Source organism: Flavobacterium psychrolimnae, assembly GCF_003312425.1.
GTDB classification, from domain to species: Bacteria; Bacteroidota; Bacteroidia; order Flavobacteriales; family Flavobacteriaceae; genus Flavobacterium; species Flavobacterium psychrolimnae.
On record NZ_QNUX01000012.1, the window covers coordinates 21481 to 34940 of the forward strand.

At 30.7% G+C, this 13460-nt stretch carries 11 protein-coding genes; all 11 read right to left on the reverse strand.

Features of this window, described 5'->3' with window-relative positions; translation table 11 throughout:
• Nucleotides 1-23: 23 nt before the first annotated feature.
• The 11 genes from DR980_RS12460 to DR980_RS12510 all read right to left on the reverse strand — a co-directional run bounded on the left by DR980_RS12460 (nt 24) and on the right by DR980_RS12510 (nt 13149).
• On the reverse strand, nt 24-1139 hold the full coding sequence (locus DR980_RS12460; RefSeq protein WP_113636648.1) for a glycosyltransferase: 1116 nt from the start codon (nt 1137-1139) through the stop codon (nt 24-26).
• Nucleotides 1140-1151: 12 nt separating this feature from the next.
• Nucleotides 1152-2267, reverse strand: a complete 1116-nt coding sequence (locus DR980_RS12465) for a glycosyltransferase family 4 protein (protein WP_113636650.1) — start codon at nt 2265-2267, stop codon at nt 1152-1154.
• Nucleotides 2268-2497: 230 nt separating this feature from the next.
• Entirely contained in the window at nt 2498-4117 is a 1620-nt protein-coding gene (locus tag DR980_RS12470) for a glucosamine inositolphosphorylceramide transferase family protein (RefSeq protein ID WP_113636652.1), read from the reverse strand.
• A gap of 4 nt (nt 4118-4121) precedes the next feature.
• A complete protein-coding gene (locus DR980_RS12475) occupies nt 4122-5111 on the reverse strand; it encodes a glycosyltransferase family 2 protein (RefSeq protein WP_167400565.1) in 990 nt (329 codons plus the stop codon).
• A 12-nt stretch (nt 5112-5123) separates the two neighbouring features.
• Nucleotides 5124-6263, reverse strand: a complete 1140-nt coding sequence (locus DR980_RS12480; protein WP_113636655.1) for a polysaccharide pyruvyl transferase family protein — start codon at nt 6261-6263, stop codon at nt 5124-5126.
• Nucleotides 6263-7288, reverse strand: coding sequence for a nitroreductase family protein (locus DR980_RS12485; protein WP_208630809.1), 1026 nt, complete (start codon nt 7286-7288; stop codon nt 6263-6265). The genes DR980_RS12480 and DR980_RS12485 overlap by 1 nt, the downstream gene beginning before the upstream one ends.
• A gap of 4 nt (nt 7289-7292) precedes the next feature.
• Nucleotides 7293-8810, reverse strand: coding sequence for a lipopolysaccharide biosynthesis protein (locus DR980_RS12490; RefSeq protein WP_146779240.1), 1518 nt, complete (start codon nt 8808-8810; stop codon nt 7293-7295).
• Nucleotides 8811-9289: 479 nt separating this feature from the next.
• Entirely contained in the window at nt 9290-10297 is a 1008-nt protein-coding gene (locus DR980_RS12495) for a mannose-1-phosphate guanylyltransferase (protein ID WP_113636818.1), read from the reverse strand.
• A gap of 171 nt (nt 10298-10468) precedes the next feature.
• A complete protein-coding gene (locus DR980_RS12500) occupies nt 10469-10816 on the reverse strand; it encodes a four helix bundle protein (protein ID WP_113636661.1) in 348 nt (115 codons plus the stop codon).
• Between the two features lie 198 nt (nt 10817-11014).
• Entirely contained in the window at nt 11015-12298 is a 1284-nt protein-coding gene (locus DR980_RS12505; RefSeq protein WP_113636663.1) for a nucleotide sugar dehydrogenase, read from the reverse strand.
• A gap of 380 nt (nt 12299-12678) precedes the next feature.
• Entirely contained in the window at nt 12679-13149 is a 471-nt protein-coding gene (locus DR980_RS12510; protein ID WP_317047937.1) for a UpxY family transcription antiterminator, read from the reverse strand.
• Nucleotides 13150-13460: the final 311 nt, after the last annotated feature.

The following is a 13460-nucleotide window of genomic DNA, read 5'->3' on the forward strand; positions in this document are numbered from 1 at the left end:
AATTTGCATTGCTTCAAATACATTTAAATACTTAATAATTTCTCAAATTCATTTACAGTTCGCTCAACACTAAAATCCTTCGCTCTTTGTAATCCTACTTCTTTGTAATGTAATCTTAAATCGTCCTCTTCAATCATTCTTTTTACTGCGATATAAATGGCTTCATCGTCGTGTTCACACAATAAGCCGTATTTGTTATTATCTATAATTTCTGTAGGCCCGGCAGTTTTGGTTGAAACAACTGGGACTCCCAAGGACATGGCCTCACAAACAACTAATCCAAAACCCTCATATGCTGAACTTAAAAGTAGCATGTCTGCATTTTTAATGTAAGGAAAGGGATTCCTGACAAAACCTATAAATTCAACTAAATCTTCTACATCTAATTTTTTTCTTAAAGCAAACAATTCTTCTTTTAATTCTCCATCACCAATAACTTGAAAACACACCTTTATCTGCTCTTTTTTAAATCGTGATGCTAATCGCATAACCCTATCCATTTTTTTGGGGTGCGTTAATCTGCCTACGGTAACAATAGTAAATAATTCATTGCTTTTGTCATATTCTTCGTTTGCTAAGTTTAGTATTTTAGCGACATCGATAGGATTATAGATTACCATTCTATTTGACGTGCAGGTGGGAAATCGTTTTTCAAAGGCATTCAATGCATCGTTAGAAACACAGACCACAGCATCCATTTTGTTGTAGGCGCATAGTTCTTCTTCTTTAGCAAACTGTTTGGCTTCGTATGGAAAATTGAACAAGTCACAGTGCACCCACGTAATTTTTTTTGCTTTGGTTTCCATTAGCGAATGCAGCTTCAAGGGAATTCCTTCTAAAAAACTGATTTCCGCATCATACTGCCTTGTGATTTTTTTTCTAAGCACATGGCGAAACATGCTATTATTTCCAAACCATATAGATAAACGGTACGCTATTTTGTAATATAAATTATAATCTTCCCAAAGTGGGATAATAGTAACTTGTTCTGGCACCTCAGGCAATAAAATGCCTTGATTTATTATCAAACAAAGATCTATTTCAAACTTAGCGTAATCTATATTATGCAAGAAATCGATTAAAACGCGTTCTGCCCCACCGGCATTTAATGGACCATACAGGAATAAAAATTTTTTCATTTTATAGATTATTTATCTAAGTACTTTACAATAAACATCTTTTACTTTGCTACACCAAATATCTACATCAAAAATAGCTAAATTAATTTCTTTCGTTTTTAAGCATAATTCATCAAGATCATTGGGAGTAAATAATATAACCTCTTCCATTTTGATACTTAAATCTTTTGAATTTAGCGACTCAAATACAAATGTCGACGGCTTATCAGCATTCCACATTGTTCCAGGTATATTAGACTGAATTACTGGAATGTTGTAAAATGTAGCCTCTAATATGGCAAAAGAAAATGTTTCATGAACTGATGTTGAAACATAACAATTAATTGAATTAAAAAAATCAGCAACATTGTCGGTTTCATCAATTAATTCCAACCAATCTGGAAAATTTCCACGAAAAAAATATTTTACAACTTCAACTGTGTCAACTCCTTTAGTAATTACAACTTTAAATTTTAAGTTCTTTTCGCTTAAGATTTGTGCAGCATTTAATAATACATCAATTCTCTTATCGATATTTCTTCCTCCAAAGGTGCCAAATACGACACAATCCGTCTTTAGCCGAGCATTTCTGAAAATTTTATTTGGCTGCCTAGCTCCATTAAAAATGACTTCAGTAATAAATTTTAAATTATTCCGATTACCAAAACGACTAACAAACTTAGACATTTCATCACTTACAGAAATAATATTTACTTTCCTTGCAAGATAACCATAATGATATTTAAAAATAATAAACTGATAGATCTTCTTTAAATTATTTGAATGGAAGGTGATTTTATTGTGTAAATGCCATATTACTTTTATATCATGACCATATTTTTTTAGATAACCATTTTTCGCAAAAGTTACAGGTATATCGTAGCCGTCAAAATGGGTATGAACTATATCCGGCTTAACTTCATTAAAAATAACTAGCAATTCATCAGAACCGTTAATAAAATCATCCATTGTGAAATAAACCTCATGATCATTCATGAATTGATTAATCCAAGAAGTTTTTTTTGTTTTCTGAGGAAAAACATAGACAAATTTACTGTTTTCACTATTCAACTCTTCTAATCGTTCTAGAGATTTAATAAAAGCCCCCTTATATGGTGCTGAAAACTGTGAACATTGTATAACTACCATATATTTTTAAATTTTAAATAAAAACAATCGAAAGCAAATTAATATATATAGAAAATATTAACACCTTAAAAAATCAGAACTTTTCAAGATGTTAATATTTTCTATCTAAAGTAATATTACTGAAAAAAAATATTACTTTTTTTTCTTAACAATATATATTATAAAACTATTTCATTCTTGCTAATAGCATTATATGACAGATTAACAAAAAAAAGAATAAAGTTTATAATTCAATATTTTTTGTAACAACTATCAAATACAAACATATTTTCTAATTGATGAAGATGATGAATTCCTATAACGTTTTTTCTGAAATCAGGCTCAACAACTGTCAACTCTTCTTCCTCATAGTTATTTAAATCTAAATTTATAATTTTAGAAAGGCGAAGTGCTCTTCCGTAAATACCAAATGTATTTACTTGATTAGGCCTCACATAACTATCATTCTGTTGGAAAATAGGACCTGCGTTTCTGCTTTTTCTACAATCCATTGAAACTGGATTCTGACGATGGCTATCTATTTTTTCTAATTTTAAACTATCTATTTGATAAATATATAAATCAACTCCTTTATTTAAAAACAACCATTTTTGATTGTTTTTATCTTTGAAGTAAGTAGCGTCTGCTATTTTCTCTCCTTCAAAAGCAGTTGAAAATAATTCCCACTTATCTGGAAATTGAACACATTTATAAATTTCTAAGCGTTTATTCCCGCCAGTTTCCGGAATCATAAAAATTTCATTATCTTCATTAAAAATACAAGGATAAGAAAGATGATAATCTTTAGTAAAAATATCATTTACATTTTCTAACGAAAAATTGCCATTTTTCATTTTTTTAATCTCTCCAACTGATATTTTACCTACCATATTTTTGTATGGCAAATTCTCGAAAAACACAAAATGTTTGTTATTATACTTGTATAAAAAAGGGTCCGCCCAAAAAACATCTTTAGGCATATCAATACTCGTTATTTTAGATAAATCTGCTTGTATAAATTCGCCTTCCCCTATATTCAATGTCCAACAATCTAATCTACCTAATGGAAATGTATTATGCATTTTATACTTTAATATATTTTTATAAAAATTAAACAGATATTTCAACAATGTAACATTAGTTAATTGATAATCATTATTATCTTCTATTAAATTCACTTCATATTTTCTATTTTTTTTATTTAATTCAGTTAAATTTTTTTGAATTAAAGCAATGCCTTTTTGTTGTAATTCTAATTGAGTTCTATAAAAACCCCAAAACCAATTATGATATGCGGTATCAATTATTATTCCATTTGGATACTCTGAATTATACTGCATTAAAGAAATAATACAATATTCTTCTTTTTTGGCAATCTCTTTTAAAGCATAAGGATAATCTGCTTTATTATTATTAGAGAAAAAAATTTGCAAAAACCCTTGTTCAGTACAGTCATAGTCTTTTGAATTAAACTCTAACCCTTGTAAATCAATGATTATTTCTAAATTAGCTTCTTTTATTTTTTTATAACTTTCTTCATTTAAATTTAATTTCCCATTTAATTCAACATTTTTCAAACATAGAATTATATCTAATCTATCTTTTAGTTGTTCTAGTAGTTTATTATTATTAGACTTTCCAAATAATATTTTTTCAATTTTTTCTTGTATGCCGTAAATAAAAAAAACTATTGAATTTTTAAAGAATGTCTTCTTTTTCGACTTGTTATCTTCTAACACATTTCGAATATCAATAATTGTAACTTCACAATTATTTGAATTAACTAAATTCATAATAAGAATTAACTCCCAATTTCTAAGTGAATTAATTTCCTTTGAAACAATTATTCCAATTTTTTTATATGTTTTCAAATTATTATTTTTTTAAAAAATTGTATAGCCTATAATAAATGTAAAGCCCCGTAAAACTTCTGAAATATAAAGCTGTTTTGTAAAAAGAATTAATACTGGATTCATAAATAAAGTTTCTGACATAAAAAAAATACATTGAATTAAATAATTCCTTCATCTCTTTTTTCTTTGTTATAAAGTTATTGCCTGATTCTTTGTGAAAAGAATTTGAGACTTTTTTTAGCAAAGTATCAAATAAAAATGGTTTTATTTTTTCTAAACTTTTATTTTTTCCCGCTATCTCTTGTAATTTAATCAAAAGCAATGGTAAATGATTGAAGTTTACATGATATCTGGAAGATGAAGACTCTTCATTTTTAACATAGTAATAACCAAAATAATTCAAAATTTGAATTTGATCTATATATTTCAAATATTCTAAATTGAACATTAAGTCTTCTTGATAACTTAATGTTTCTGAAAACTTAATATTATGTTTTATTAAATCATCTTTATAATATAATCTAGCACAAGGTGAACTAATTGACTCAAAAACTATTATTTCAAATAAATTTTCGTTATTTAGAATACCACTAGGAAATTTTTCAATCAATTTTGTAAAATCTTCACTTTTATTTTCGATCCCTCCTTCACTTACATTGACCATACCAGAAATGGGCCAAATTCCAATTTCAGCATATTGTAGATGCTGCTCTAAAAAATCAGGCTTTACATAATCATCTCCATCTATGAACATCAACCAATCGGCTTGGGCTTTAACTATACCTCTATTCCGGGTAGCGCTCACGCCTTGATTAGTATGGCTAAAAACGCGAATACGACTGTCTTGTTTCTCAAAAACGTTTAATAATTCTAAAGTTTTATCTGTAGAACCATCGTCAATTAACAACAATTCAAAATCTGGCATACTTTGACATAATAAGCTTATAACGCATTTCTTAATATGAGTAGCGATATTGTAACAAGGAATAATAATGGAAACTTTTGGACTCAAATTAATAAATGATTATTTTGTTAAACTTTGATGTAAAAACGCCGTAGACTGCTGTTTTAATTCATCCCAACGTTGGTTAGCAAAAGTAAAATCTACCGCTGATTTAACGATACTTTCAATATGTGTATCTTCTTCGTCAACAAGTCTGTCTTCAAGTTTAAACTCGCTTAAGAGAGAATAAAAACGAGACGCTCCCCTCTGTTTATTGACGATTGTTAAAAAAGGTTTATTAAAAATAATACAAAAAACAGTTCCGTGAAAAGAATTAGTAACAATGAAATCCGCTTGATCAAAAGCCTTTATCCAACCTTCTACCGAAGGATAAACCAATTCTTCAAAAGTACTCCCATGAGGATTTTCAGAACGGGAAATTGGCTGATTGATAAAAGAGTCTACATTGAGAATCGTTTTAGCATTTTCTATAATTCTTTTTATATTTACTGTTTCATCTAGTATGTACGAAAAAAGTCCTGATCTGTTGGGTATCTTTTTTTTATTAGCAACTTTTAGATAGTCTTCTTTGGTTAATAGCATAGTAGGATCTAATACCCATTCTGGAGCTAGTCCTAAATGTTGCTGACACAAATCAATGCCGCTTTTTTCCCTAACGGAGACTGAATCAAATTCTAGTGACAAGTCATTACATTTCTTTGTTTCCTCAGGAGTAAATTCCCATTCAGCTGTACCAAAGGAAGTAGCATAAACTATTTTTTTTATGCTGTTATTTCCTTGTAAAAAATCCAAGAAATAATTAAAAATATTTGGAGAGTATTTGGGTCTCCATGTTTGGTCACTGCCTACAATCACTATGTCGTATTTTTCTTCTTCAAAATGTTGTTTTAAAGAATAAGTATTATCAATTTCTTCGGTTAGATTAATATTATTTAATAAAAATGTATTATGACTATAAAAAATTTTTTTTTGCTCTGAAAAGGTCAGAACATTTTTATTTAAGATTTTTTTTAGAATTAATTTTTTCCAACCACTCAAAAGAATTTTAAATTTAGAATGAGGGTTTTGATTCACCCTATTAACTGTCTTGACATTGTATCCTATCACGGATAGATAATGAGTCAATGCAAAATTCTGAAGGCTTCCTCCATAATTTGCTCCTAACGGCTGTGTAAGTACTGCTATTTTTTTTTGTGTCATTATTTAAAACATATAAGATTTTCAGAATGGGATCGTCTTAATGAAAGTGTTGTTCTAAAGCTATCTTTAGCAATTCCAATCGGCACCATACAAATTATTTTTTCTGCCTCAGGTATCGCTATAATTTTACGTACTAATTGATCATCACTTTTTGTTTTTCCCCAATTTGCAGGACAATTAGCAATTTTGTAATAGTGAAGAGCGTATAATAAATTCATTAAATAAGCACCACCGTCAATGTAAAACTGATTTCTTTCGCCCACGGTATAATAATATTTCCGGTCATTTGTAAGCACTAATAATTGTGAAACATTATCTGTGTAACCAGCAAAACCAGCTTGAATCTCTAATACTTTCTCAATTTTGTCTTTATCTTCTAACAAATAAATATTTGAAGCCTGCCTGTTACAAACAGAAGGAGCTGTATTTGCTAAATCAATAACCTTTTTCAAAATACTACTCTCAATTTTTTCTCCTGTAAACTCCCTAACACTTTTTCTAGAGTGTGCAAAATTGTGAAAATCAGATTTAACATCGTTATAAAATGTATCTCTTATCCAGTTAATTTTACCACTAAAATCAGTTGTATAAGAATTACTTAAAATATTTTTATAGACATTATATTGTTCTAAAGTATATATCGTACTTATATCATAATTTGCTTTTTGATGCAATTCATAATATTCACACATAATCCTGTAAGCAGTTTTGATTTGATCTCTGTTCATATTAGCTTTAACTTCGCTATCATCTAACATCCTATGTAAGTTTTCGACTCTGTTTTTAGCAAATCCGCTTTTCATTTTTGTAAACAACATCCCTTTTTCAATAGAGTGATAATGTAAAATTAAATCCGCTTCTTTATTTTTAATGTCCTTCTTAGAAAAAACAATTGAATACTTTTTATACAATAAATAATCCTCAAAAAAATTTGAAATTAATTCATATCCTTTATAAAAGTTAGAATCTTTATAATTAACAATAGGTAAATATAATGGGCGTAAAATTTGTTTTATTTTTTTCATAAAATTATTTCTTAAACTTTTTTTCATTTAACCAGAAAAGGAATGATTTTTTTTCATTTTTACTTACACCCAATAAAATAATAGGAATGACTGTAAGTCCACAAATAACTACTGATTGGTAACATAATTCAAATAAGCTTGTTGCATTACTAAGTTTTGCAATATTAACTAAAATAAAGGTTGTTCCTGATACTAAAAGAACTTTCAGAAGAACTTTTAAATTAAAATCTTTTAAATTTAAACCCATCATTTTTTTTAAAAATAAAAGTCTAAAAACCAATGCAATAACAGAATTACCTATTAGCACCCAAAATGTATTAATTGGATTATTGGTGATTTTAAAAGTGAGCCAAATTGCAGGGAGTGTTAAAAATATAAAGGTTCCTACTACAATTTGGTACCACTTAATTTTACCAGTTGCTTGAGCACCAATAATCAGCGGATTTGCCAGTGTTTCAATTAAAGAATAAATCAAAGCAAGTTGAATAAATTCAATGGTGAATTGAGGCACCTTAGTCAGCCAAAGATTCATTATATAATCAATATTAGCCAAAAAAGGGGTAATTAAAATTAACATCGCAAAAAAAGAAAACTTCGCACTTTTGTACATCAAATTAAGTGAAGCTTCTGTATCTCCTTTCGAATAATTTTTTATTATCTGTGGGTTTACTGCAATTTGAAAATTTGAAATAAAATTACCTATAACACCTTGTACCATGAGCGTTAAACTATAAGACGCATTGGCAACAGGTCCGAAAAACAAATTTAAAAGGATGTTACTTCCCTGACCACGAGCTATACCAGCTATATTCCCAAATAAATTCCAACCCGAATAACTTAAAAGCTCTTTGTAATAAACTTTGTCATAATAAAAATGATAAACAGATTCTTTAAAATGTCTTTTACAATAGTATTTAAAAACAAATTGCATAATTAATGAAACAATAAAAGTAAGTATTGCATATAGTACGAGTTTATCTGCATTTAATTGCAATAATAGTAATACAATAACCAGCTTTAGAATTGTCTCTACTACACTTAGATATGCATAAGCTTGCATATGTTCTCTTGCCATTAACAAGGCGTTGTATGGCACCTGAATAACGCTCAAAAGAAATGTTAATATAGAAAATTGATAGACCCAATTCACAGCATATAATCTTTCAGTAGGAATATTCAATTTATAATTGATAAACCACAAACCTATAGTTTCACCTAAAATCAAGATAACAAGAGCTATAAAAATATGAATATTTAAAGTTGCATTAAATGTTTTTTGCAACTGTTCCATATCATTTCTCCCAATATCAAAGGACAGATAGCGCTGGGTAGCAGATGCCATGGCCGAGTTTAGGAAAGCAAACATTGTAACCATACCACCAACCAAACCATATATTCCGTAGTCTGATACTCCTAATGCATCTAAAACAAGTCGTGAAGTAAATAATCCGACCCCCATGGTTAAAAACATACGGAAGTATAAAAATAAAGTATTTTTTGCTATTGTTTTAGAACTAGACAATGTATTTATTTTGGTTATTTATTGTTATTTATTTTCTCAGACTATCCTAGAAAATCTATATTTTTGAAAGGTAAACAGTAATTAAAAATGTTTCCTTAAAATAAATCTTTAATGAATTTTTTTTTCTATTTATTTCCTTTATGAAAAATTAAAAAATTGCCTGCTAGATCCTATTTATAAACATTAGAGATAATTTCATCGACAAAATTGAAGAGAATTAATTGTCTACATAGCTACTTTCGTTAATAACTTTTCTGAAGAATAAATTTGGGAAGGATTATCATTCGGATTTATTAACAAATATGCTGCAGTTACAATTAAAACTATTTTTTTGAAAGGTTCATTTTCTAATGCTTTTTTAATTTTTAAAATTAGCAGGAAGCTGGTAATCCTAATTTGACAAATAACTATCGTGTCCAGTCGATAACTCTTGAAATCATTTCATTTATTGTTAAACTTTAGGTTTCATTCATCCAACATTACAACAACAAATCTGAATTTCCACGATCCAGTTCATTATACACACTCTTGACATCTTGAGAGAATTCTTTCTTCAATATCAAATTGGCAGTGGGTGTATACACAAAAATAGTATCTTTCACTCCAATAAAAGCAGTGTAATTAGTAGTCCCAATCACCATATTCCCATTTTCATCAACCGGATGACCAATAGTAACTAAATAATCATAAACAGATTCGAATGAACCCAAATCGGACCAAACAAAGGTCGAAGGAACTACTTTAATCTTTTTACTGCGCTCCATAACCGCATAATCAATACTGATCGACGGGATATCCAGCGATAAAGCCAAATCTAAATTGCCATTCGTATTATGCTGCCAGGCTATTTTAGATTTTTCATATACTTCAGGGGCAAACGATTGAAGTTCTTCCAAAAAAATACTTGCTTTAAAACAAAACATTCCGCTGTTCCAAAGAAAATTTCCTTTGGCTATGAAATCTCGAGCTGAAACTTGATTGGGTTTCTCTCTAAAAGAGATTACATCATCTCCTTTGCGTTCAATGTACCCATATCCCGTTTCTGGTTTGGTAGGTACAATCCCAAAAGTAACAATATAGCCTTGCGAGGCTTTTTCTATTGCTTCTTGGATGGCAGTTTCGTATGCTGCTCCATCGCTAATGATATGGTCAGATGGCGTTACAATCAAAATAGAATCCGGATCAGCGGCAAAAGCAGCAAATGCAATGGCTGCAGCAGTATTTCTTGGTGTAGATTCAATGATGTCAATATAAGAGGTTCCCATTTTTTCTAAAATTTTCCTACTCAAATGACAGTTATCAATATTCCCGACGACCATCATATTATCTGCTATATTGCGATTGCGATCTACGGTCATTTCAAATAAGGACTTACCGTCAAAAATATCTAAATATTGTTTGGGTTGGCTTTTACGGGACAATGGCCACAAGCGGCTTCCCACCCCACCGGTAAGAATGACATGCGTGATTGAATGTTTATTTTCCATATTATATTCGATGCTCGTTGTTCGTGTTTCGATGTTCGTTATTCGAGATTCGTTATTCGAGATTCGCATTTCGATGTTCAAAATTCTTGTTTCGATGTTCCTTGTTCGATAATCGTGTTTCGATAATCGCTGATCGTTGGACGAAAATCGATAGACGAAAATCGATTTTCGTTAAACGGATAACGATTTTATTAATTTATACAACATCATTTTTATTCTTGTACACAATTCAAATAGAAATACATAGTCAGCCTCTGTTATATAACCTAAATCTTTAGACAAGTACAAATGATAATTTGTTTCTTCTAAGGAGCCTTTTGCTATGTACAAGAACTGAATAAACTCTTTTTTATATTGTCTTGCCTGACCTTCAATTATATTTGTGGGAACACTACTTACGCTTCTTCTCATTTGACTCATAAGACCAAATTGTTCAGACTTTGGGAAGGACTGCGTAATTTTATAGACCTCTAAAGTGAGCTGATGAGCTAATTTCCAAACTTCCAAATTAGATTCCATATTTTATTCGGTACTCGAAATTCGGTACTCGAAAATCGCTATTTGAGATTAGTATTTCGATGTCGGAAATCGAAAAACGGTAAACGTTGGACAAAAACGTTAATCGATGGATGTTGTTCTTTTCTCGAAAATCGACAGACGACAGACGATGGACAGTAGTCGAAAATCGATGGACGTTAAACGTTAATCGAAAAACGCTTAAAGCTTCCCATCTGCAACATCCCCTAAAATCCCTTTTACATCATACAACAAACTGTTTTCATTTTGTAATGTAGAGAAATCAACGTTCAGGAATTGCTGGTGCGCCACACCTAAAACTACGGCATCAAATTTTTCTTCTGGTAAAACAGCAGTTGTTAGTAAACCATATTCATGCTGTACCTCTGATGAATTTGCCAATGGATCATAAATAGTAATTTTAATCCCATAATCAGCCAAAGCCGTGATGACATCCACAATTTTTGTATTGCGAACATCGGGACAGTTCTCTTTAAAAGTAATCCCAAGCATCAATAAGGTGGCACCATTTACAGAAATCCCTTTTTTGATCATCAGTTTTACCACTTGTGAAGCCACATAGTCGCCCATGCTGTCATTCAAACGGCGTCCTGCCAAGATAATCTCAGGATGATAGCCAAATTCCTGTGCGCGTTGTGCCAAATAATATGGGTCTACGCCAATGCAATGCCCACCTACTAATCCTGGTTTAAATGGAAGAAAATTCCATTTGGTTCCAGCAGCCTCTAATACGGCATGCGTATCAATTTGCATCAGGTTAAATATTTTAGCCAATTCATTGACAAAAGCAATATTGATATCCCGTTGGGAGTTTTCAATCACTTTCGCCGCTTCAGCTACTTTTATGGTCGGTGCCAAATGCGTTCCGGCAATAATCACTGATTTATATAATTCATCGACTTCCTGTCCAATTTCTGGCGTGGAACCCGAAGTGATTTTTAAAATTTTTTCTACAGTATGTTCTTTATCTCCCGGATTAATTCGTTCCGGCGAATAGCCAACAAAAAAATCAACATTAAATCGCAATCCGGAAACTTTTTCTAAAACGGGAACACATTCCTCCTCTGTCGCGCCTGGATAAACGGTAGATTCATAAATAACGATATCCCCTTTTTTCAAAACCTTTCCAACCGTTTCACTGGATTTATACAAAGGAGTCAAATCTGGCCGATTATTTTTATCAACGGGAGTGGGAACCGTTACAATATAATAGGTACAGTCAGCTATAGCAGCTATGTCAGTGGTACAATACAGACCAATTGAATCATTGGGTTCTTGTAACAATACTTTTTGTAAAACTTCGTCAGATACTTCAAATGTAGTATCGGTTCCGGATTGCAACGAAGCTACTCGGGACTGATTGATATCAAATCCAGTAACCGAATGTTTAGTCGCAAACAATCTGGCCAGTGGCAAACCAACATAACCCAAACCAATGACTGCTATTTTTTTTATGGAATTCATTTTTTAAATAATAATGCGAATACTTTCAATAAATAATAATAATTACCTCATTTTAATCCACCGCTTCGCGATTCTTACTCCCATAAATAGGCGCAGAAGCGAATTAAATTAAGAAGGCAAATATAACTAGAATAGAGTATTAAAAAGACCACTTCTCAGCGATTACGTATTAAAAAAATGCTATCATTTCAATATAAAAACACAATAGACTGACTATCAGTATTTAATATTTTGGATGTAGTGTTGTTTTTTCATTTTTTTTTAACAAAAGAAATATTTTACAACCGTTTGAGTAAGACAACTCTCTAAATGCAAAAAATAAATGCAATCGACTTTTTTTTCACTACCAAGTGAGTAGCAGGATTAAAAAACGAAATCGGCTACGACTTAATTTTCATTTTCAAAACACATCCCATGGATTCCAAAACCAACACATAATGCGTATTGGTCATGTCCTGAATCGTGGCTGTTTGTGCAGAGAAAGGACCTGATTCCAATTGTATGGAATCCCCAATTTGATAGGAGGCCACCGCAACATCAATAGTATCAGCGCTATTGAGCCATTTTTTTATAACGTTAATTTCTTCATCCCTTACAATTGCTGGTTTCCCTAACCAAAATAAGTAACGCACTACACCCACAGTATCAAAAACAGAATTCCTGTCACTTTCAGCCAACTGAACAAAAACATAAGAATTAAAAAGAGGCACTTCCACTTTTTTCTTTCTGTCAGACCATTGCCGCATTTGAGTGATCAAAGGACAATAACATTCAATTCCCCTTTTTTGTAATTGTTCCGCAACTTTCTTCTCCCATTTGGACTTTGTATAAACAACATACCAATTCATCATCTTCTTCTTGTTAGTATCACAAACGTATAATCCAGAATAAATTTTAAATAGGAAAATACGCTGTGCTTTATTCGCTAGTACGAGTCTTTTTTTTGCTATTTGTTTCTATAAAACAATTTTTCTCTTTATTCTTTATTCTTTCTTCTTTGTTCTTTGTTCTTTCTTCTCTTTCCTTTGTTCTTTGTTATTTGTTCTCTCTCCCTCTTAACCTCTTTGTTCTATATTCTTTACTCTATAATCTATTCTTTATATTCTTCACCCAACATACTCTTTCCCTCTAAACCTCTTTATTCTATATTCTTTACTCTAAA

What these genes read in the sequence shown, in the direction of transcription:
- DR980_RS12500 (WP_113636661.1), bottom strand. Translation starts at nt 10,816, where the DNA reads ATGGAATCTAATTTGGAAGTTTGGAAATTAGCTCATCAGCTCACTTTA.
- DR980_RS12505 (WP_113636663.1), bottom strand. Translation starts at nt 12,298, where the DNA reads ATGAATTCCATAAAAAAAATAGCAGTCATTGGTTTGGGTTATGTTGGT.
- DR980_RS12460 (WP_113636648.1), bottom strand. Translation starts at nt 1,139, where the DNA reads ATGAAAAAATTTTTATTCCTGTATGGTCCATTAAATGCCGGTGGGGCA.
- DR980_RS12485 (WP_208630809.1), bottom strand. Translation starts at nt 7,288, where the DNA reads ATGAAAAAAATAAAACAAATTTTACGCCCATTATATTTACCTATTGTT.
- DR980_RS12510 (WP_317047937.1), bottom strand. Translation starts at nt 13,149, where the DNA reads ATGATGAATTGGTATGTTGTTTATACAAAGTCCAAATGGGAGAAGAAA.
- DR980_RS12495 (WP_113636818.1), bottom strand. Translation starts at nt 10,297, where the DNA reads ATGGAAAATAAACATTCAATCACGCATGTCATTCTTACCGGTGGGGTG.
- DR980_RS12480 (WP_113636655.1), bottom strand. Translation starts at nt 6,263, where the DNA reads ATGACACAAAAAAAAATAGCAGTACTTACACAGCCGTTAGGAGCAAAT.
- DR980_RS12465 (WP_113636650.1), bottom strand. Translation starts at nt 2,267, where the DNA reads ATGGTAGTTATACAATGTTCACAGTTTTCAGCACCATATAAGGGGGCT.